The organism is Novosphingobium anseongense, assembly GCF_037482895.1.
Classification (GTDB): Bacteria; Pseudomonadota; Alphaproteobacteria; order Sphingomonadales; family Sphingomonadaceae; genus Novosphingobium; species Novosphingobium anseongense.
Genome location: NZ_JBBHJZ010000004.1, coordinates 1 through 20,196, shown reverse-complemented (window position 1 = coordinate 20,196; position 20,196 = coordinate 1). Strand labels below are relative to the sequence as shown.

Below are 20,196 nucleotides of genomic sequence, written 5' to 3'. Positions count from 1 at the left end.
GGTGGCAGTCGCGTCAGCGACTGACGGAGGGGTATCACCGCTAGCGGGACACCCCTCCACCGCCTTCGGCGGTCCCCCTCCCCTTACAGGGGAGGATCTTTATCCATCGTCTTTGCCCTCTCCAACCACCCCGGCAGATCCCTGCGCAACAGCTCCGGCATCGGCGCGGGCAGCGCATCGGGCGCGAAACAGGCGACCTCGACGATCTCGCGGCCATCAGGTCGCGGCGTGCCGGCGAGCCTGCCGGCAACAAGGTGGACCACGTTGGTCGCACCGCTCAACGGCTCCTCGACGACGGCCAGCAGCCAGGCGCCTTCGAGGATGCACCCCACTTCTTCGCCGAGTTCGCGCTCCGCCGCCAGCAGCGGATCCTCGCCGCGTCGCAGGCCTCCGCCCGGCGCCATCCAGTTGCCCGAGCCGTAGGAATGCCGGACCAGCAGCACGCGCCCCGCCGCATCGAAGGCGAGCACGCGGCAGCCGTGGATGCGCGGACGACGCAGCCGCCACCAGACCACGCGCAGCGCATGTGCCAGGCGATAGGCGGTGCGATGCAGCGGCCGGGGTATCAGGTGAAGCATGTCACCGGCTGAGCCGCCGCGGCCAGCAGCCGCGCGACGGGAAGGTCGTTGCCCCCCGCCCCGGCCTCCTCGAACAGCGCACGCTTGTCGGCACCGCGGATGACGAACAGCAGCCGATCCGAATCGAGCAGAGCCGGAATCGTCAGGCTCAGCCGGTCGAACGGTGCCTCGGGCGGCAGCGGATCGGGGGTCAGGCGGCGCAGGCGCGCGGAATCGTCAGCGCGCGGGTCGGTGTTGGGGAACAACGAGGCGACATGCCCGTCGCCGCCCATGCCGAGCCAGACCAGCGCGAAATGCGGCGGCCGCGCATCCTCGGCCAGCGGCACGATCCGCGCGCCCGCGGGTTCGAGCAGCGCGCGGATACGGCCGACGTTGCTCGCCGCGTGGCTTTCCTCGACCACGCGGTCGTCGCCGGGCCAGACGGCGATACGGCTCCAGTCTAGCGGCGCATGCGCGAGCTCGGCGAGGATCGGGAACGGCGTCGAGCCGCCAGGAACGGAGATCGCGACCTCCCCCGGATCGAGCGTCAGCGCGGCTTCGAGCCGCTCGAGCAGCCAGGTGGCGATTTCGACGTCGGACGCGTCGGCGATGATCTCGATTTCGGCCATGACGTCGAGCTTAGCTCAGGACGTCATCGCCTGAAAGAACACGACCAGCGCGGCGAGCAGAAGTACCGCACCCATCGCTCGACGCGCCGTGCGCACGCGGCGATCGGCGAAGGTTTCGGGCAGCAGCCAGCCCGCCGCCAGCATCACCGCAGCCCCGGCGGCACCGCCGATCCCGGCCGAGACCGGCGCCGCGAAAGTCACGGCGATCGCGAAGATCAGGAATCGCGCGGCATCGGTCAGTTGGTGCGCGAGCAGCACGATCGCCAGCGCGCCGAGCGAGGCGGTCGGCTCCTCCATCCGCCGCGTCGCGAAAGGCCACAGCGATTCGCCCGCGGCCAACGCGAGCGCGATCGCCGCCATGACCAGCCGCGCTTTGGGCACGAGCAGGGGTATCGTGAAATAGGCCGCCCAGGCCGCGAAGGCGGCGGTCGCCAAGCTCACGAGAATGCCCGTCAGCAGCACGCCTGGGCGCGAGCCCTGGCGTGCTGACAGCGCCGCCACGGTCGTCTGGTCGCGCGCGCCGAGGCCCGCGACGAGGACGCAGAGAAAGGCGAAGTAGAGGCCGCTCATCGTGCGGGCTTACACGGCGGCATCGGCTCCGTCAGCCCTGGCGCGGCTTCTTGAGCATCACCACCAGCGGCGCCACGACCAGGCAGGCCAGGAAGATCAGCCAGAACGAATCGATATAGGACACCATCAACGCCTGCCGCGAGATTTCGCGGTCGAGCACGGCGATCGATTCGGTGACGCCGAAATCGAAATCGGGCGCGCGCAGACCCATCGCCGGGTTGTCCGGCCGCACCCCTTCCGCCAGCCGCGAATGGACCGTCGCCTCGTTGCGGATCGTCAGGATCTGCAGCGCCGAAATCCACACCGCAGCGCCCAGGTTGCGGATCAGCGAGTTGAACGCCGCACCCTCGTTGCGCAACCGCGGCGCAAGCGTGGCGAACACCGTGATCGTGATCGGCACGAACATCAGGCCGGCGCCGAAGCCCTGGATCACCCCCGAGACGATCACCAGTTCGCTGTCCATCTCGAGCGAGGAGCCCGAGAGCAGCGCCATCGACCAACCGCAGAAGGCCAGGCCGATGAACAGCATGATCCGCGCATCGACCTTGCCGCTGAGCCGTCCGGCGATCGGCATGGCGATCAGGGTGCCGATCCCGCGCGGCGCGGTGACGAGGCCGACGAGTTCGATCGGATAGTTCATCAACTCGGCCAGCATCGGCGCGGTCAGCGCGATTACCCCGTACATCAGCCCGCCGAGGAAGAAGCCGAGCAGGTTGCCGATCACGTAGTTGCGATCCTTGAACATGCCCAGATCGACGAAGGGCCGCGCCGTGGTCAGCGAATGGACGACGAACAGATAGAGCGCTCCCGCGGCGATCGTCGCCTCGATCCAGATTTCGGTCGAGGCGAACCAGTCGCAGATCTGGCCGCGATCGAGCATGAGCTGAAACGAGGCCACGGCGAGCGCGAGCAGCGCGAAGCCCGTCAGGTCGAGCCGCTTGGCAACCTTGTCGCGCGTTTCGTCGAGGATGCCGATCAATCCGACGAAAGCGGCGATGCCGACGGGAACGTTGATGAAGAAGATCCACCGCCAGCTGAAGTTGTCGGTCAGCCAGCCCCCTGCGAGCGGGCCGACTATCGGCCCCAGGATCGCACCCATGCCCCAGATCGCCATGGCCGAGCCGTGCTTCTCGGGCGGGTTGATGTCGAGCAGGATCGCCTGGCTCATCGGCAGCAACGAGGCGCCCATGATGCCCTGGAGCAGGCGGAAGGCGATCAGCTGGTCGAGGTTGACCGCCGCACCGCATAGCACCGAGGCGATCGTGAAGCCCGCGATCGAGCCGAGGAACACGCGCTTGCGGCCGATCCGCCCGGCCAGCCAGCCCGACAGCGGCGTGAAGGTCGCGGCCATGACGATATAGGAGGTCAGCACCCAGGTGACCTGCTCGCGCGAGGCCGAGGTCGAGGCCTGCATATGCGGCAGCGCGACATTCGCGATCGTCGCGTCGAGCTGCGTCATGAACGCTCCCGACAGCGCAAACAGCGTGATGAGGTTGCGGCGCAGCGCGGGGGGATAGGCTTGGTCCATCGGCTGGCGGCGCCTTGGCACGCCCGCCGCGCTTTGGCGAGACGTCGAGTCTGGAACGCGGTCGATCGCCCCGGGCATTGCGCCGACGGTTGCGCGGCTGCGCGGCTGCGTGCAAAGGGGCGGCAACGCAATACGCTTTGGAATCGAACGAAATGGCAAGCGACGGCAAGGAACTTCGCGGCAAGCTGGTGACCGTGCTCGGCGGCAGCGGCTTCTTCGGCAAGCATCTGGTGCAGGAGCTGCTCGCGCGTGGCGCGCGCCTGCGCATCGCCAGCCGCCATCCCGAACGCGCTTTCCGTTCGCGCACCCAGGCCAATCTCGGCCAGGTCCAGTTCCTGCGCGTCGACGTCACGCGCCCGGCCAGCCTGGCCGCCGCCTTCCAGGGCGCCGATGCCGTGGTCAATCTGGTCGGTGCCTTCACCGGTGATCTCGACGCGGTCCAGGGCCGTGGCGCTGGTAAGATCGCGGCCGCTGCCAGCACCGCCGGCGTCGGCTCCTTCGTCCATGTCTCGGCGATCGGCGCCCAGACCGATTCGAAGATCGACTATGCGCGGACCAAGGCCGAGGGCGAGGAGGCCGTGCTCGCGGCCTTCCCGACGGCGACGGTGCTACGCCCGTCGATCCTGTTCGGTCCCGACGACAACTTCGTGAACATGTTCGCGCGCCTGATCGCCACGGTCCCGGCGATGCCGGTCTTCGCGCCCGAGGCGAAGCTCCAGCCGCTGTTCGTCGACGACGCGGCCGAAGCCGTCGCCTCCGCCCTTGCCAATCCCGGCAAGCACGGCGGCAAGACCTACGAGATCGCCGGTCCCGAAGTGCTGACCGTGCTCGAGCTCAACCAGCGCATCGCCGCGGCCCAGGGCCGCGACCGCTGGCTGATCGAACTGCCCGACTTCGTCGGATCGGCGATCGCGAGCCTGGGCTTCCTGCCCGGCGCACCGATCACCAGCGACCAGTACGCGCTGCTCAAGGCCGGCAATGTCGCCAACGGCGCGATGCCGGGCCTGCGCGCACTCGGCATCACGCCGCGCCCGCTCGGCCTGTTCCTCGATCGCTGGCTGGTCCAGTACCGCCGCTTTGGCCGGTTCGGCGCGAAGGCCAAGGCTGGATAACGAGCAGGTCCTCCCCTTGCGGGGAGGATCGAGGATCAGGCGTTCACGTCCGCATAGTGGCTCGGCGGCTGGATCACTTCCATCCGCTCGGACAGCAGCGGCCGGAAGCTCGGCCGGCTCTTGAACACCGAATACCAGCCGCGTGTCTGCTCGTGCGCCGACCAGTCGATGCCGCCGAGGTAGTCGGCCACCGAGATCTGCGCGGCCGCGGCGAGATCGGCCAGGCTCATCGTCGCTCCCGCCAGCCAGGGGCGGTTATCGATCAGATAGTCGATGTAATAGAGGTGCTCGTGCGCCAGCTTCATCGCCTCGCGCAGCATCTTTGAATCGGGTGAAAGCCGATAGACCAGCCGTTTCTTCATCCGCTCGTGGAGCAGTGGCGCGGTGACGTCCCCGTAGAAGTTCTCGTCGAACAGCGCGACCAGCCGGCGAATCTCGGCGCGGTTGACCGCGGTCCCGTTGATCATCGGGTTGCGATCGACGGTTTCCTCGAAATATTCACAGATCGCGCGGCTGTCCGACAGCGTCACGCCGCGCGCGGCATCGTGCAGCACGGGGGTGCGCCCGGCCGGGTTCATCGCCAGGAATTCGTCACGGCCTTCCCAGGGGCTCTCGCGCCAGAGCTCGTAACCGATGCCCTTCTCGCTCATCAGCAGACGGACCTTGCGGCTGAACGGGCACAGCGGAAATTGATGGAGCTGCCACATGCCGGTCGTAATGCCTAAGCGGGTGCGCGGCGTCCACCCGGAGCGAGTCCGGATGGCGGCGAATTCGGGTGGAAAAGTGGCCGGCCCTAGTTCTGGGGAAGCGCGTTCTTCATCCGGTCGATCGCGGCCTGGAGTTCGGGCAGCATTTCGCCGACGGCACCGGCCATCCCGGCGGCGGCCCCCATCGTCTTCGGCACCGTCCGGCCTATGTCGCCGGGCAGGTCACGCGCGCCGGGACCGGCGAGATCGCGCAGCCGCGCGTCAAGCGGCAGATCGTCGGCCCGATCGCTGCCGATCGCGCCCAGGGCGCGTCGCAACGGCTCTATCCTTATGTCGAGCAGGGCTTCACTAAGCGCGGTCAGGGCGACAGTCGCCGCGACCTGGTTGCCCGGATCGGAAAGTTGCTTGGCGACATCGCCGGCCGCATCGTCACGTGCGAAGGCCGGCAGCGGCGCGAACGCGAGGGCGACGAGCGAAACGGTCGAAAGCAGACTGCGGCGCGGCATGAGACGCGGCATGGCAAGGTCCTTCCCGGTGTAACCAATTAACGGGCGAATCGACGAAGGCACGCCCTAGGATAGCCCAGTTTGACCTCGCCTGAACGCGGTCTGCGACAGACGGCAATGAGCCATTGACCGCGGCCCCCGCGCCGATAGAAACCGCACCGCATCACAACAAACGGGAGAGGTTCCATGTTCACGCACGTGGTCGTCGGCAGCAACGACCTTCAAAAATCGAAGACCTTCTACGACGCGCTGTTCGGCGCGATCGGCGGCAATCCGGGCATGGATATGGGCACCCGCCTGGCCTATGCGCACAACGGCGCTAACTTCATGGTGACCAAGCCGATCGACGGCGAGGCCGCGACGCATGCCAATGGCGGCACGATCGGCTTCCAGATGGCCAGTGCCGAGCAGGCCGACGCCTGGCACGCCGCCGGCGTCGCCAACGGCGGCGCGAGCTGCGAGGATGCCCCCGGCCCGCGCGACCTCGGCTTCGCGAAGCTTCACCTCGCCTATCTGCGCGATCCCGACGGCAACAAGCTCTGCGCGATGTATCCGCTCGGCCAGTAAGGAAACGATCTCATGAACCTGCTCAATCTCCGCCTCGGCACCAACGATCTCGCCAAGTCGCGCGCCTTCTACGACGCCACTTTCGGTGCGCTCGGCCTGCCGCCCTCGTCGATGCCGGCCGAATATCCGATCATCATGTACAAGATCCCCGGCGGCCCGAACTTCGCGGTCGGGCCGGCACGCGACGGCCAGCCGGCGACCCATGCCAATGGCGGCACGATCCTCTTCGCCGCGGACAGCGACGAGCAGGTCTCGGCCTGGTACGATGCCGGTATCGCCAACGGCGGCACCTGCGAAGGCAAGCCCGAGCCCAAGCCGCAGACCGGCGGCAAGTTCGGCGCCTATCTGCGTGATCCCGATGGCAACAAGCTGGCCGTCTACCACGGACTGACCATCGGCTGAGCCGACCGGCTACCGGCTTTCAGAACCTCCCCGATCCGCTCGGGGAGGTTTTTCATGAGCGCGACAGCAGAAAGATCGCGTGCTCGGCGCGAAAGTTGGCGACGCTGGTGCCGCGCAGCCGATCGCCCGACAGGTACCAGGCTTCCTCGACCTTGATCCCGCGCTCCTCGACGAAGGCGCGGAAGTCGGAAACGGTCAGGTGGTGGATGTTCGGCGTCTCGTACCAGGCCACGGGCAGCAGCCGCGTCACGGGCATGCGCCCGCCCCACAGCAGCGACAGTCGCACCCGCCAGTGCGCGAAATTGGGGAAGGAAACGAAAGCCTTCCGCCCGATACGCAACAATTCCTCCATCACCTGGTCTGGGCGCATCGTCGTCTGCAAGGTCTGGCTGAGGATCGCATAGTCGAAAGCGCCGTCGGGATAGAAGGCGAGGTCCTTGTCGGCGTCACCCTGGATCACCGACAGCCCCTTGCCGACGCATTCGGCGACGTCGCCCGGATCGATCTCCATGCCGTTGACCTGGCACTGGCGTTCGTCGCGCAGCACCTGCAGCAGGGTGCCGTCACCACAGCCGACATCGAGCACGCGCGTGCCCTTGGCGACGTTCTGCGCGATCAGCGCGAGGTCGGGGCGGAGTTCTGTCATCGGTACACGTCCGGGTCGTCGCGCGTCATCACCCGCTCGGGATGGGGATAGCGCGAGAAATCGTATTGTTCGTAGAGCCCGTGGGCATCGAGCGTGAACAGCGCCCAGCGCCGCAGTCCCTGCAGCCGCGGATGCGCGAGGAAGTGCTCGACCATGACGTGCGACAGCCCCTGCCCGCGGTGCTCCTCGATGACGTGGACGTCGGCCAGATAGGCGAAGGTCGCATAGTCGCTGATGATCCGCGCGAAGGCGACCTGGCGTCCGTCGCTTTGGATCGCGACGCAGAGCGAACCGGCGATCGAGCGCGCGACCGTCTCGAGCGGAATGCCCTCGGCCCAATAGGATCGCGTCAGATAGGCATGGGCGGCAACGGCATCGATACGATCGCGATCGTCGACCAGGACATAGCCCGCGGGGAGCGCTCTCATCGGCTGAGGAACCCGGCGATGACGCGGTCGAGCGCGGGAACTTCCAGCAGAAAGCTGTCGTGGCCGAACGGGGCCGAAAGCTCGACGAAACTGACCTGCGCGCCCGAAGCGTTGAGCGCGTGCACCAGTTTGCGCGAGAGCTCGGTCGGATAGAGCCAGTCGGTGTCGAAGCTGATCACGCAGAAGCGTGCGTCGCTGGCGCGGAAGGCGTCGGCGAGCAGCCCGCCGTGCTCCTCGGCGAGGTCGAAATAGCTCATCGCGCGCGTGATGTAGAGGTACGAGTTCGCGTCGAAGCGGTTGGTGAAGCTCGCACCCTGGTGGCGCAGGTAGCTTTCCACCTGAAAATCAGCGTCGAAACCGAAGGTCTTCGAGGCACGGTCCTGCAGCCGCCGGCCGAACTTCTCGGTCAGGCTGGCCTCGGACAGATAGGTGATGTGCGCAGCCATCCGCGCGACCGCGAGGCCGGCGTCGGGCGCCTTGCCGGTGCCGTAATAGGCGCCCTGCTGCCAGTTGGGATCGGCGGTGATCGCCTGGCGACCGACCTCCTGGAAGGCGATGTTCTGCGCCGGCATCGTCGCCGTGGCGGCGATGACCATGATGCGTTCGGGCAGATGCGGCCAGTTGGCGGCGAGGCTTAGCGACTGCATGCCGCCCATCGACCCGCCGACGACGCAGTAGAGCTTGTCGATCCCGAGCGTGTCGAGCAGCGCCACCTGCGCGCGGACCATGTCGCGGATCGTGATGACCGGAAAGCGCATGGCATAGGGCTTGCCGTCAGGCGCGAGGCTGCCCGGCCCGGTCGATCCCATGCAGGAGCCCAGGACATTGGCGCAGAGCACGAAGAAGCGGTCGGTGTCGATCGGCTTGCCCGGGCCGACCATGCGATCCCACCAGCCGGGCTTGCCGGTCTTGGGATGCGGGCTGGCGACGTGCTGGTCGCCGGTCGTCGCATGCTGGATCAGCACGACGTTGTCGCGTGCCGGGGAGAGCGTGCCATAAGCCTCGTAGGCGATGCGCACGCCTTCGAGCTGCTGACCGCAATCGAGCGGCAGCGGTTCGGTCAGTTCCAGCACTTCGCTGGCGGCGATGACGGCGGCAGTAGCCATAGGATGTGCGGACTTGGGGGAGGTCCCGCCTGCTGTCAATGAGTCAGGAACCGAGCACGGCCTGCGCCGCCAACCGGCCGGTCTGCGCGCCGCCGTTCATGAAGCCCGGCCAGGCATCGGACAGATGTTCACCGGCGAAGACCAGCGGCCCGACCGTGGGGCTCTGCACCGCCTTGCCCGCCTCCTCGAGCCAGAACAGCCCGGCATAACGCGTGAGCTGGCCGGGTCGAAAGCAGGCGTAGGAGCCGCGCGCGAAGCGGTCGTTGCTCCAGTTGGTGCGCCGCTGCCAGGTGGTCGCGGCCTCGGTCAGACCGGGTACCGCCGCGCCGACGACCGTCTCGAAATCGCGGCGCAGGCGCGCGGCATCGTGCTTGGTCGAGGCCGCGCACTGCGCGCCGCCCATGAAGAAGGTCATCAGGCCGGTGTCGCCCGCCACGGTGGTCGCGTCCCAGCCCTCGGCGAAGCCACCGGCCAGCGGCCAGACGTCGCCCGCCCGGCCCATCGAGCCTTCCCAGGGCTTGCCGTGGTAGGCGGCGTTGAGCTTCTCGTTGCGGCCGTTGTCGATCTCGGCCGCGTAGCGCTGCCAGATCGGCGGAAGCATGGCGCCGAAGTCGATCGTGCGCAGCAATGGCGCGGGCACGGTGACGATCACGCGCTCTGCCTCGACGACCTTTCCGCCGGCGAAGCGCAGGCGCGCGCCGGCTTCCGAGGGCCGCACCGATTCCAGCACATGCCCGGTATGCACATGCGGCATCAGCTCGGGCGCCAGCGCTTCGACCAGGCTGCCCGAACCGCCCTTGAGCACGTAGCGCTCGTCGCTCGAACCGATCACGCGCAGCTGGCGGCCATCGACCTGGGGCAGGTTCCAGATGAGCTGGACGGCCGAGGCCTGGGCCGGATCCTGGCCGTATTCGGTGCGCATCGTCGCTTCCATCAGCGCGCGGACATAGGGCTTCACCGCGTTGTGGTGGCGATCGAGATACTGGCTAACAGAGATCGCATCGAGCGCGGCCAGGGCGCCGGCATCGGCATCGATCGCCGCGGCATCGGCGGCAATTGCCGCCGCCAATGGCCGCAGGTCCTCGGCAAGCTGGTCTTCCGAAAGCACCCGGCAATACTGATCGACGAGCAGGGTCCTGCCGGCCAGCGGCGCGCGGTCGATCAGTTCGAGCCCGTGCCCGCGCGCCAGCGCCAGGATATCGTCGTGATCGCCGTTGATGAACTGGCCGCCGTCGTCGGCCGGTACCGGACCGCCGTGATAGGTCGAGACCCGCCCGCCGAGCCGGCTGCGCGCTTCGTAGAGCGTCGCTTCTATCCCCGCCTTGCGCAGATCGCGCAGCGCGATCAGCCCGGCGAGGCCACCGCCGACGATCGCGACGCGGGTCGAGAAACTGGCCGTGGGCAATGGCGCGCAGCCGACCACGGGCAAAGCCGCGCTGGCGGCCATGGCGCCGAGCATCCGGCGTCGGGTAAGCCCGGCCGATGCCGCGATCGCCGGCGCTTGGCCCATGTCTTCCAGGTTAGCCGCGCGCGCCGCGTTCAGCGCCCGCCAGAACAGTCCGTCCGTTCGCATGCTCGTCCCCCAAGCCGTCGCGTCCCGGCGACAGAAAGCATCATTTTGACCGCTCTGTGAAGGTGCCGAAAACGCAGCGCTTGTGCTTTGCGCCAAAGCCGCCCTAAAGCCCGCCGCATGACCGGTCCTCAGCCCAAACCCTGGATCGCCGAGATCCACGCCTACGTCCCCGGCAAGAGTGCCGGCAAGGACGGACGGCCGCTCGTGAAGCTTTCGGCCAATGAGAACCCGCTAGGCACCAGCCCCAAGGCGCTGGCAGCGCGCGCGCAGGCCGTGGTGCCCTCGCTCTATCCCGATCCCGACAGCAATGCGTTGCGCGCCGCGATCGGCAAGGTCCACGGCGTCGATCCCGCGCGGATCATCTGCGGCACGGGTTCGGGCGAGCTGCTGAGCGTGGCGGCGAGCGCCTATGCCGGTCCCGGCGACGAGATCCTCTACGTCCGCTACGGCTTCTCGCTCTACGACATCGCCGCGCGCCGCTGCGGCGCGACGCCGGTGGTCGCGCCCGACAACGACTACGGCACCGACGTCGATGCGCTGCTGGCCATGGTCAACGAGAAGACCCGGCTGGTCTTCGTCGCCAACCCGAACAATCCGACGGGCTCTTTCACGCCGCGCGCGGAACTCGCGCGGCTGCACGCTGGCCTGCCCGCGGACGTGCTGCTGGTGATCGACCAGGCCTATGCCGAATATGTCGCGCCCGAGGACGACGACGGCGGCCTCGCGCTCGCCGAAGAACACGGCAACGTGCTGGTCACGCGCACCTTCTCCAAGGGCTACGGCCTGGCCGGCGAACGCGTCGGCTGGGGCACCGCAGCGCCGGGGGTGATCGACGTGCTCAACCGCATCCGCGGCCCGTTCAACCTGTCCAACAGCGCTCAGGCGACCGCGCTCGCCGCGGTCGAGGATCAGGCCTTCGTCACGCATTCGCGCGAACACAACGCCGCCGAACGCAAGCGCTTCGTCGCGGCGATCGAGGCCATGGGCAACCACGGTATCCGCGCCGTGCCGAGCGAGGCCAATTTCGTCCTGCTCCTGTTCGCGGGCAAGCTGACCGGCGAGGCCGCCTACAACGGGCTGGCCGAGCGGGGCACGATCACCCGGTGGCTGCCGGGCCAGGGCCTGCCGCACGGCCTGCGCATCACGATCGGCACCGCCGAACAGATGGACGTGATCGCCGCAGGTCTGCGCGAGATGGCGGAAGCCGCGCAATGACCTTCCAGCGCATCGCCATCATCGGCCTGGGCCTCCAGGGCGGCTCGATCGGCCTCGCGGTGCGCGAATATCTGCCCGACGCGCAGACCACGGGCTACGACCACCTGCCCGAGACGCGCGCGCGCGCCGCCGAGCGCAGCCTCGTCGACCAGGTCTGCGAGACTGCCGCCGAAGCCGTACGGGAGGCCGAACTGGTGATCTTCTGCGTGCCGCCGAGCGCGATGGGCGAAGCGGCGCGCGCCTGCGCCGATGCGATTCCCGCCACCGCGCTGGTCAGCGACGTCGGCTCGAGCAAGCAGGCCGTCGCCAAGGCGCTGGGCGAGGCGCTGCCGCACCATACGATCATCCCCGCGCATCCCGTGGCCGGTACCGAAAATTCGGGTCCCGACGCGGGCTTTGCCTCGCTGTTCCAGAACCGCTGGTGCATCGTCACCCCGCCCGAACCGAGCAACCTGCTGCTGCTGACCGGCCTCGTCGAGTTCTGGGAAGCGCTCGGCGCCAACGTCGAGATCATGGACGCGCAGCACCACGACCTGGTGCTCGCCGTTACCAGCCACCTGCCGCACCTGATCGCCTATACGATCGTCGGCACGGCCTCGGACCTCGAGGCCGTGACGCAGAGCGAGGTGATCAAGTATTCGGCCGGCGGCTTCCGCGACTTCACCCGCATCGCCGCGTCGGACCCGACGATGTGGCGCGACGTGTTCCTGTCGAACAAGGACGCGGTGCTCGAGATGCTCCAGCGCTTCACCGAGGACCTGACCGCGCTGCAGAAGGCCATCCGCGTGGGCGACGGCGATACGCTGTTCGAGCATTTCAGCCGCACCCGCGCGATCCGCCGCTCGATCATCGCCGAGGGCCAGGACGACGCGCGCCCCGATTTCGGCCGCAGCGATCACGGCAAGATCTGAATTAAAAAAGTGAGACGTTGAAACTTTATCGCGTTTCGGTTCTTCTGGGGCCGAATGGTAAACGGTGTCGCGACAATCAATATCGAGGCGGAACTCGCCTACGATTTCGCAGAACGTACCGACGTTCTGCTCCAGCTCGAGGCCGCGCTGATTCCCGAGCAGACCGTCGAGAAGGCCTATATCGACATCAGCCCGGTCGAGCATTTCGCCCGCGTGCCGGGCCATGACACGATCGGGGATCGGATCTGGCTGCGGCTGCAGGGCCAGTTGCGCGTTCGCTACACCGCGACCGTCGCGATCCATCGTCTCAGCGGGGAATTGCACAGCCTGGCGGTAGTGCCGCCACACCAGCTCCCCGGCGAAACGGTGCAATACATGCTGCCATCGCGCTATTGTCCATCGGACCAGTTCCAGAACTTCGTCGATGCGCAATTCGGCGGCCTCGTCGGCGGCGCGCGGGTCGCCGCGATGTGCGACTGGGTGCAGAGCCATTGCACCTACCAGCCCGGCGTCAGCACGTCGGCAACCACCGCGCTCGAAAGCTTCGTCATGCGCCAAGGCGTCTGCCGCGACTTCGCGCATCTGCTGATCTCGCTCGTCCGCGCCAGCGCGATCCCGGCGCGCTTCGCCAGCGTCTATGCGCTCGGGGTCGAGCCGCAAGACTTCCATGCGGTGCCCGAGGTGTTCCTTGGCGGCGCCTGGTATCTGGTCGATCCGACGGGCATGGCCCAAGCCGAGGAAATGGCCAAGATCGGCGTGGGCCGCGATGCCGCCGACGTCTCGTTCCTCACGAGCTACGGCTGGGCCGAGCTTAATCACCAATCGGTGAGGGTCACGCGCAACTAGGGATTGAGCACGTTGATCGCCACGCGCACGCGCGCCTCGATCTCGTCACGCGGCAATCCCTTGGGAATCGTCTCGCCCACGCGCAGGGTTATCGTCCCCGGGCGCTTCCAGCGGCGGTGATAGAGCCCGCCGCTGTTCACCGCGACGGGGACCACCGGCAGGGCCAACAGCTTGTAGAGCCCGGCGAAGCCAGATTGCAGTTCGGGTCGAGTGCCGTGCGGTACGCGTGTGCCCTCGGGAAAGATGGCCAGGACGCGCCCTTCGGCCACCAGCTTGCGCGCCGTTGTCAGCATCGTGCGCAGCGCCTTGGCGCCCTGGTCGCGCTCGACGCCGACCAGGCCATAGGTCGCCCCCACCAGACCCCAGAGCGGAATCCGCAGCAGTTCGGCCTTGGCGATCACCGCGGGACGGTGGAGCATGTGAGGCAGGTCGATCGCCTCGAAGAAGCTTTCGTGCTTGAGCGCAATGAGCACGCCCTCGGTCGGCAATTCGCCTTCGAGCACGACCCGAATGCCGAGCAGGTAACGCGCACAGACGCGGTGGAACGCGGACCAGCCATCGACCGCAGCGATGAAGGCCCGCCGCCCCAAAGCCAGGGCCGCGAGCGAGCCCAGCACGTAGAACACCGTGCCGAAATAGAAGACGAGATAGAACACCAGGCTGCGCGCCACGTCGCCCGGGCGCGTCCGGTTCGCATCGGCCATCGTCACATCCCTGCCAGTCGCTGAACGCTCCGCGCGAGCAGCTTGTTGTATTCGAGGAACAGGGTGCGGAACGTAGGCTGCGACGGCACTGCGTCGCGGATCAGTTCGACATGACCGGGCAGTTGCGCGCTAAGCTCCATCGCCGCGCGGCGCATGTGCCAGTCTGTCGTCACGAGCCGCACCGAGCGGAACTTGTGCGACGCTATCCAGTCCGCGGTCTCACTGGCGTTCGAACGCGTATCGACCGACTGGAAGCCCAGGGTCACGCAGCAGGCCATCAGCGCAGGCGGCACCTTGTACTCGTGCGCGAATTCGCGCGGCCGCACTTCGCGGTCCACACCCGAGACCAGCAGCCGCTTCGCCCAGCCCTTCTGCAGCGCCTCGAGCCCGCGACCGATCCGTCCGCCACCCCCCGTCAGCACCACCACGGCATCGCTCTTGCCGCCCTCGACCGGTCCCGACAGCGCCACGGCGAACCAGACGAAGCCGAGCAGCCAGACGAGCACCACGAAGGACAGGATTCGGCGGATCATCTGCGCGTCTTAGAGCATCTTGCGCAAAGTGCGCAGGACCGTGAGACGCGCGGTCAGCATCGCCAGCGCGATCGCCGCGATCGGCACCAGGCCGAGCACGATCCAGTCGAACCAGTCGAGCGCGCCGTAGTCGACCATGCCCGCCCCCAGCGACGCGAAGCGTCGCGCCAGGAACAGCAGGACGACCAGCGCAAGCGCCATGCCCAGCAGGCCACCGCCCGCGGCATCGATGCCCGTAGTGCGCTGGAACACGCGCGCGACCTGACGATCGGTCGCGCCGAGCAGATGGACGATCTCGATCGTGTCGCGATTGGCGCCGAGCGCCGAGCGCACCGCGAGCAGAACGGCGGCGGCCAGCGCCAGCGCCAGCAGGGCGACGAGCGCGATCGCCAGCCACTGCAGCGATTCGATCGCATCGAGCACGGGCTTGAGCCAGCGCGACTGGGCATCGACCCGCGCCGCCGGCGCATCGCCACGCAGGGCCGCCTGGATCGCCGCGAGCCGCGCCTCGGTGACCTCGCCGGTGATCCGCGCATCGATCAGCGCCGGGACCGGAATGGCGGCGGCATCGTCGCCCTCGTAGTCGTCGTCGTCATGCCCGGCCTTGCCGCCGAGCCAGGGCTCGATCAGCCCGTCGAGTTCGTCTTGCGGAACAAGCCTTACACTCTCGACCTCGGGCATCTGGCCGAGCCTCCGCACCACCGCCTGCGCTTGGCGCGTGCGCTTCTCGGGGGAGGCCTCGACGACCTGGACGGTGACGCCCCCGCGCAGTTCCGCGCTGGTGGCGTCCGCGGCGTTATGCAGTGCGAGACCGGCAGCCGCGGCGATGACGGTCAGGGCCACCATGATCGCGATCACCCAGGGCATCGGCCCCGACAGGCGCGCCTGTGGGACGAGCTCGTGCTCGCCGACCCCCGACAGCCGCCGCCAGGACAGCACTCGCGCTCCGCCGCCGCTTTCTCCGTTCACGCCTCGTCCTCGCCCGCGCCCGCCGTGGCGCGCTTGGGCGGATAGCGTAGAGCTCCCGTCGGATCGGACAAGCGCCCCTTGTCGAGCCGCATGATCAGCGATTCCGGCACCTTCTTGAGCAGATGGACATCGTGGGTGGCGACCACCACGGTCGTGCCCAGGCGGTTGAGCGCCTCAAACAGCCGCAGCAGCTTGATCGCCATGTCGGGATCGACGTTGCCCGTCGGCTCGTCGGCGACGAGCAGGTCGGGGCGGCCGATCACCGCGCGGGCGATGGCGACGCGCTGCTGTTCGCCGCCCGAAAGCGTCGCGGGGCGTGCGTGCATGCGATCTCCAAGGCCGACCCATTCGAGCATGTCGGCGACGGGCTTGGCGATATCGCGCTCGGGTATTCCTGCGACGCGCAGCGGCAGCGAGACGTTGTCCACCGCGGAAAGGTGCGGCACCAGGCGAAAGTCCTGAAAGACGACGCCGAGCCGCCGACGCAGCGCCGGCAGCCGATCGCGCGGCAGGGTGATCGCATCGGCGCCGAACATGCGGATCATCCCGCGCGAGGGGCGTTGTGCCAGGTAAAGCAGCTTGAGCAGCGAAGTCTTGCCGGCGCCACTCGCGCCGGTGAGGAAATAGAAGCTCCCCGGATAAAGCGTGAACGACACGTCGCTCAGCACTTCCCGGTCGGTGCCGTAACGCAGGCCGACGTTGTCGAAATGGACGATTTCGCCGTCGGGGGCCTGGTTCATTGTGCGGTTTCGATCGGGTCTTCGGTGTCTGGCGAGGGCTATACAGACCTATGCATGTGGAAAAAAGGCCAATGCGGCGTTCCATCCACCGCCTAAGCCTTGTCGCGCATAGGCCTGGCATGTTTAACAATGGCGTCATGATTATCGCGTGTCCCGCATGTTCGACCCGCTACGTCGTTCCGGACAGCGCGATTGGCGTGGACGGACGAACCGTTCGATGCGCCAAGTGTCGGCATAGCTGGTTCCAGGACGGCCCCTCGGCCGAAGCGCTGGTGTCCGGCGCCGATGCGCAGCCTCCGGCGGCAGCTCCGCCTCCTGCTTCGCCACCGCCTGCGTCGTCACCACCTCCTGCTCCGCCGCCTCCGGCACCGCCCGTCGCGCCCGACCCAGTTCCGGCCGCGACGATCGCCACGCCGCCGGCGCCTGCCGACTCTCCCACGGTCACGCCCATCGCAGCCGAGCCCGACGATCAGGCGGCAGAGGGATTGGCCTGGCCGTCGCCCCAAGCCGTACCGGAACCCGAACCCGAGCCGCCGCTCGGCCCGATCGCCGAGGAGACCACGCGGGTCTATGCCGACGAGGGCGGTGACCGCTACTTCGACGAGGCCCGCTCGAGCTTCGAATTCGAACCGCCGTTCAAGCCGCGGCGCAACCGCCTGCGCATGTGGACGATGGCCGCCGCGCTCTTCGCTGTCGTTGCCCTGGGCGCCGTCGCGGTCGTGGCGCGCTATGGCCTGCCCGACTGGATGCCGCTCGCGCGAGCGACATTCGCCGAGGCGCAGCCCGACCTCGTGCTCAACTTCCCGGCCAACCGCCAGGATCGCCGCACGATGCCCAATGGCGCCGAGTTCTTCAGCGCCAGCGGGACGGTCACCAATGTCGGACAGACCCGCCGGACGGTACCGACGATCCTGATCGTGCTGCGCGATGCGCGCGAGAAGATCGTCTTCTCGTACGAAGTCGCGCCGCCCAAGCGCCTGCTGGCCCCTGGCGAAACGATCGAGGTCAACGAAGCCGTGACCGACGTTCCCAAGACCGCTCGGATCGCAGAAATCGGCTGGAAGCCGGGCTGACGGCGCCGCTTCGCCGCCATCGCGAAAACAGCCGGAAAAATAGTCTGCAAACAAGCCGACTCATCGCTTGCAGGCCCCGACTCCCTTTGCTAATGGCCCGCTCCTACCCCACCCGGGCGGCTTCGGCAGCCCGATGATTTAGCGGTCGTGGCGGAATTGGTAGACGCGCAACGTTGAGGTCGTTGTGGGCGAAAGCCCGTGGAAGTTCGAGTCTTCTCGACCGCACCAGGTAGCTTCGAAAAAGCACTGACTTTTGCCTTCGGGCAAGCCTGCCGCGCAAAGTCGCGCAGGCCTGCAGGCTTTGGCGCAACACGGAAATCTAGCTGAAGCCAGAGATCGCACGGTGCCGTGTCCCCCGTGGCACAACGAAATCGCGCGCTCTGCCTGAAAGAATCCGGCTTCACCTGGGGTAATAGGGTTCTGCGCCTGACGCCGTGACATCCAAGAGCGCCCCCTGCCCCGCCCACTCGATCGGAAGGTCGCTCGAAAGGAGCAGCTTGCGCGTCAGGACTTGGGCGGAGCGACGGCAGCGGCAGCCCCATGATTTTTGGATCAAGTCCGGGGAATGCGAAGCGGTCTGGCAAGCTGGGCACGACACCGCCCTCGCGCTTTCCGAACTCATTGAAGCTGAGGCCGGGCGATGCGAGAACAAAGCTCTGCCCAGCACAAGCCCCTGCCCGCACGCCTCGACCTGGTTCGGCGTCGATACGCGCGGAACCTATCCTGAAGCTCGCCTCACGAAACGGCATCCGAATCGGTGGAGGCACTCGCGATGTCCGGCCTGCAGCACTCCCCTGCCTTGAGGCTCACTGAGGATACTCGCAGTGGTGCGCCTGCCGATCGTCGGTCGCGGCAATCAATAGTTCCACTGCACCTGGGTGCGAATGAGGTCGCCCTCCGCTCGGCCGGTGCGCCGCTCGTCCGCTTCGGAGCGCTTCATTTTCGCATAGGCTACCGTCAGCTCCAACGCTTTCCACGGCTGCCACTCAACACCCAGTTCGACCTCGTCAGTTTCCAGACGCGGCGCATTGACCGAAGCCTTCCACCCGCCGCGGTACCTTTGCCAGCGCGCATATGGCATGACAGCGCCAAATGAATCCGTCGGAAGGCGATACATCAACTGCACGTAGCCGCCACTGAGGCGCTTGGTTGCGATCGACAGGGTGGCGGGATCGAATTCTGGCCCCTTGCCCCAGTTCCATTCCGCCTGAATGCCGAATGGCTGGGGATAGAGCATGGCGTGCAATCCGACGCGATTGTCCTTGAACGCCTGCGCGCTCACCGAACCGGTACGCAACTCGGGCAGGACGTCATTGAGCATGCCCGACGCGCCGATCTCGAACACCTGTCCCTCGAGACCGTTCCCGAGACCATCGAGTTCGAACGGCCAGGTCGCGAAGGCGACTTTCATCAGCCCGCGGTTCTGCTCGGTCCGATTGGTGCCTTGGCCGTTGAAGACGCCCAGTCCGAAAGCACCGTAATTTCCGAACAGCTTCTGTCCGTCGTGCGCGAGCCGGTCCCAGATCTTCTGGACAGGCGGAGGCGTGTAGTAGGCGACGACGCCGAGATCGCGCTCGCTTGGAACCGCGCTGTTGATCGCATCGCTGCGGTCGAGCGTGAGGCGGTTCGAAGACGATTGCATGTTCTCCCAACCGAACGGGACCTTCGACTGGCCCAGGCGGACGCGGAACGTCTTCGCCTTGTCGAGGAACACGTCGGCATAGGCGTCGCGCAGTTGGACGAAGCCTTCGCGGCGTTCGGTGCCCGACTGGTTGTTGACGGCCGTCGCAAAATCGGACTGGAGATAGAGCGAAACCCGATCCGACACGTCCCCCTGCAGGACCAGTCGGGTACGGCGTAGCGAAAAACCTCCGCGATCCGAGATCGAAGCGTCGTGGACGGACCGGAGCCGCGACTGCCCTGCCGGCGCAGTGTCGTCACCAGACAGAAAGGCATTGTAGCGCAGCTGCGTGTAGCCGCGCAGCGACAGGCGGTCGTACCAGGCTTTGGGCTTCGTCGCGGGCGACGCGGGGGGTGGAGTGACCGCAGCCACCTGCGCCGGCGCAGGCGCGGCGGCGAGCGATGCATCCGACGGCACAGCCGGGGCCGGCATGGACGCAGGAGCCTGAGCCTGAGCCTGAGCCTGAGCCTGAGCGACCGGGGCATTCCTTTGGGCCGCCAAGGCATTGGTCAGGGCCTGGACCTGCGCCTTGAGCTCGTCGATCTGCTTCTGGAGATCCGCGCTCGACTGTGCGCGTGCGGCTTGCGGTGTCAGCGCAAGCAGGCCCATCGATAGGACGATGCCATGGGAATTCAATACGCGCACGCCGCATTCTCCATCAGTTGCAAGGCGCGCTTATTGCGGTTTCATGACATTTAGATGACTAATAAGTCACATATACGCGACAATCTCGCCCAGCTGCTTCTTATCGTGGGAACACAGGTTCTCTCACAAACCCGAGTTCCAGATTCGCGGAGCGCAATCTCGTTGCACCGGCCGGAATCCACCGCCCCGATCGGAGCAAACTCCTGATCAACCAACCGTCGTTTCGTGTGACTTGGGCCTAGGCCTTAGACGTCCGCTTGGTCGGCACAGACCGACAGGACGGACCTGCCCAGCGGTCCTAGGCAACCGGCCGCCACTCATGGCAACGTGCAACGGCCGCCTGCAAAACCGGTGGCGCGCTCCCATCGCCAGACCTCAAACGCTTCGCCGCGCCGCAGGTAGGCGATCGAAAAGATCCTTTGGCAGCGCCTCGATCGACCGCAGGCGCCGTGTCTCGGACACCTCCAGGCATGAGCTGTACTTCGGCATCTTATGGAGGCGCAGCTGGACGCTGCGGGGATGCGCGCGAGTTTAGCCCCTTGGCGAGT

General features: G+C 67.3%; 22 protein-coding genes, 1 tRNA gene and 1 pseudogene. 9 read left to right on the top strand and 15 right to left on the bottom strand.

What is annotated here, in order from left to right; translation table 11 throughout:
* Positions 1-83 precede the first annotated feature (83 nt).
* Genes WG901_RS17825 through WG901_RS17810 form a run of 4 tightly spaced genes read right to left on the bottom strand, consistent with a single transcriptional unit; the run spans position 84 to position 3,284 of the window.
* Complete coding sequence (locus WG901_RS17825; protein ID WP_339588458.1) at positions 84-578, bottom strand: NUDIX domain-containing protein; 495 nt, start codon at positions 576-578, stop codon at positions 84-86.
* Complete coding sequence (locus WG901_RS17820) at positions 566-1,186, bottom strand: 6-phosphogluconolactonase (RefSeq protein ID WP_339588457.1); 621 nt, start codon at positions 1,184-1,186, stop codon at positions 566-568. The genes WG901_RS17825 and WG901_RS17820 overlap by 13 nt, the downstream gene beginning before the upstream one ends.
* Before the next feature lie 15 nt (positions 1,187-1,201).
* Complete coding sequence (locus WG901_RS17815; protein ID WP_339588456.1) at positions 1,202-1,756, bottom strand: hypothetical protein; 555 nt, start codon at positions 1,754-1,756, stop codon at positions 1,202-1,204.
* A 31-nt stretch (positions 1,757-1,787) separates the two neighbouring features.
* Positions 1,788-3,284 carry a DHA2 family efflux MFS transporter permease subunit gene (locus WG901_RS17810; RefSeq protein ID WP_339588455.1) on the bottom strand — a complete coding sequence of 499 codons (1,497 nt, stop codon included), beginning with the start codon at positions 3,282-3,284 and terminating at the stop codon, positions 1,788-1,790.
* Between the two features lie 152 nt (positions 3,285-3,436).
* On the opposite strand from WG901_RS17810, the gene WG901_RS17805 reads away from it, so the two are divergent.
* Complete coding sequence (locus tag WG901_RS17805; protein WP_339588454.1) at positions 3,437-4,396, top strand: complex I NDUFA9 subunit family protein; 960 nt, start codon at positions 3,437-3,439, stop codon at positions 4,394-4,396.
* A gap of 35 nt (positions 4,397-4,431) precedes the next feature.
* Here the strand turns inward: WG901_RS17805 and WG901_RS17800 are convergent, their stop codons facing one another.
* Positions 4,432-5,103, bottom strand: coding sequence for a glutathione S-transferase family protein (locus WG901_RS17800; protein WP_339588453.1), 672 nt, complete (start codon positions 5,101-5,103; stop codon positions 4,432-4,434).
* Positions 5,104-5,189: 86 nt separating this feature from the next.
* The gene (locus WG901_RS17795) at positions 5,190-5,621 is read right to left on the bottom strand and encodes a hypothetical protein (RefSeq protein ID WP_339588452.1); all 432 of its coding nucleotides are present in this window, start codon (positions 5,619-5,621) and stop codon (positions 5,190-5,192) included.
* Positions 5,622-5,795: 174 nt separating this feature from the next.
* Between WG901_RS17795 and WG901_RS17790 the strand changes: the two genes are divergently transcribed.
* Together WG901_RS17790 and WG901_RS17785 are read left to right on the top strand one after the other, a co-directional pair.
* Positions 5,796-6,176, top strand: a complete 381-nt coding sequence (locus WG901_RS17790; RefSeq protein WP_339588451.1) for a VOC family protein — start codon at positions 5,796-5,798, stop codon at positions 6,174-6,176.
* Between the two features lie 12 nt (positions 6,177-6,188).
* The gene (locus WG901_RS17785; protein WP_339588450.1) at positions 6,189-6,578 is read left to right on the top strand and encodes a VOC family protein; all 390 of its coding nucleotides are present in this window, start codon (positions 6,189-6,191) and stop codon (positions 6,576-6,578) included.
* A gap of 52 nt (positions 6,579-6,630) precedes the next feature.
* Here WG901_RS17785 and metW read toward each other — a convergent pair whose 3' ends face one another.
* From metW to WG901_RS17765, 4 genes are read right to left on the bottom strand one after another with little or no spacing between them, the layout of a single operon-like run.
* Entirely contained in the window at positions 6,631-7,224 is a 594-nt protein-coding gene (gene metW, locus WG901_RS17780; protein WP_339588449.1) for a methionine biosynthesis protein MetW, read from the bottom strand.
* Entirely contained in the window at positions 7,221-7,652 is a 432-nt protein-coding gene (locus tag WG901_RS17775; RefSeq protein ID WP_339588448.1) for a GNAT family N-acetyltransferase, read from the bottom strand. The genes metW and WG901_RS17775 overlap by 4 nt, the downstream gene beginning before the upstream one ends.
* Complete coding sequence (metX, locus tag WG901_RS17770; protein WP_339588447.1) at positions 7,649-8,758, bottom strand: homoserine O-acetyltransferase MetX; 1,110 nt, start codon at positions 8,756-8,758, stop codon at positions 7,649-7,651. The genes WG901_RS17775 and metX overlap by 4 nt, the downstream gene beginning before the upstream one ends.
* A gap of 43 nt (positions 8,759-8,801) precedes the next feature.
* Positions 8,802-10,331: a flavin monoamine oxidase family protein gene (locus WG901_RS17765; protein WP_339588446.1), complete on the bottom strand. Its 1,530-nt coding sequence runs from the start codon at positions 10,329-10,331 to the stop codon at positions 8,802-8,804.
* Positions 10,332-10,448: 117 nt separating this feature from the next.
* On the opposite strand from WG901_RS17765, the gene WG901_RS17760 reads away from it, so the two are divergent.
* The 3 genes from WG901_RS17760 to WG901_RS17750 are packed head-to-tail and all read left to right on the top strand — an operon-like array spanning position 10,449 to position 13,303.
* The gene (locus WG901_RS17760) at positions 10,449-11,546 is read left to right on the top strand and encodes a pyridoxal phosphate-dependent aminotransferase (protein ID WP_339588445.1); all 1,098 of its coding nucleotides are present in this window, start codon (positions 10,449-10,451) and stop codon (positions 11,544-11,546) included.
* Positions 11,543-12,457 carry a prephenate/arogenate dehydrogenase family protein gene (locus WG901_RS17755; protein ID WP_339588444.1) on the top strand — a complete coding sequence of 305 codons (915 nt, stop codon included), beginning with the start codon at positions 11,543-11,545 and terminating at the stop codon, positions 12,455-12,457. Before WG901_RS17760 ends, WG901_RS17755 begins: the two co-directional genes overlap by 4 nt.
* A gap of 54 nt (positions 12,458-12,511) precedes the next feature.
* Positions 12,512-13,303, top strand: coding sequence for a transglutaminase-like domain-containing protein (locus WG901_RS17750; RefSeq protein WP_339588443.1), 792 nt, complete (start codon positions 12,512-12,514; stop codon positions 13,301-13,303).
* Here the strand turns inward: WG901_RS17750 and WG901_RS17745 are convergent.
* From WG901_RS17745 to ftsE, 4 genes are all read right to left on the bottom strand, one after another.
* Complete coding sequence (locus WG901_RS17745) at positions 13,300-14,007, bottom strand: lysophospholipid acyltransferase family protein (protein WP_339588442.1); 708 nt, start codon at positions 14,005-14,007, stop codon at positions 13,300-13,302. The two genes, WG901_RS17750 and WG901_RS17745, sit on opposite strands and share 4 nt — an antisense overlap.
* A gap of 2 nt (positions 14,008-14,009) precedes the next feature.
* The gene (locus WG901_RS17740; RefSeq protein ID WP_339588441.1) at positions 14,010-14,540 is read right to left on the bottom strand and encodes a YdcF family protein; all 531 of its coding nucleotides are present in this window, start codon (positions 14,538-14,540) and stop codon (positions 14,010-14,012) included.
* A 9-nt stretch (positions 14,541-14,549) separates the two neighbouring features.
* Positions 14,550-15,407 carry a cell division protein FtsX gene (locus tag WG901_RS17735; protein WP_417603726.1) on the bottom strand — a complete coding sequence of 286 codons (858 nt, stop codon included), beginning with the start codon at positions 15,405-15,407 and terminating at the stop codon, positions 14,550-14,552.
* Between the two features lie 98 nt (positions 15,408-15,505).
* On the bottom strand, positions 15,506-16,249 hold the full coding sequence (gene ftsE, locus WG901_RS17730) for a cell division ATP-binding protein FtsE (protein ID WP_339588439.1): 744 nt from the start codon (positions 16,247-16,249) through the stop codon (positions 15,506-15,508).
* A gap of 50 nt (positions 16,250-16,299) precedes the next feature.
* Here ftsE and WG901_RS17725 point away from each other — a divergent pair.
* The 3 genes and pseudogenes from WG901_RS17725 to WG901_RS17715 form a co-directional block, all read left to right on the top strand.
* Positions 16,300-16,443 (top strand): annotated as a pseudogene (locus WG901_RS17725) (MJ0042-type zinc finger domain-containing protein); the annotation flags it as partial.
* A gap of 291 nt (positions 16,444-16,734) precedes the next feature.
* Positions 16,735-17,322, top strand: a complete 588-nt coding sequence (locus WG901_RS17720; RefSeq protein WP_339588852.1) for a thioredoxin — start codon at positions 16,735-16,737, stop codon at positions 17,320-17,322.
* A 141-nt stretch (positions 17,323-17,463) separates the two neighbouring features.
* A tRNA-Leu gene (locus WG901_RS17715) sits at positions 17,464-17,550 on the top strand.
* A 628-nt stretch (positions 17,551-18,178) separates the two neighbouring features.
* Here WG901_RS17715 and WG901_RS17710 read toward each other — a convergent pair.
* The gene (locus WG901_RS17710) at positions 18,179-19,612 is read right to left on the bottom strand and encodes a porin (RefSeq protein WP_339588844.1); all 1,434 of its coding nucleotides are present in this window, start codon (positions 19,610-19,612) and stop codon (positions 18,179-18,181) included.
* Positions 19,613-20,196: the final 584 nt, after the last annotated feature.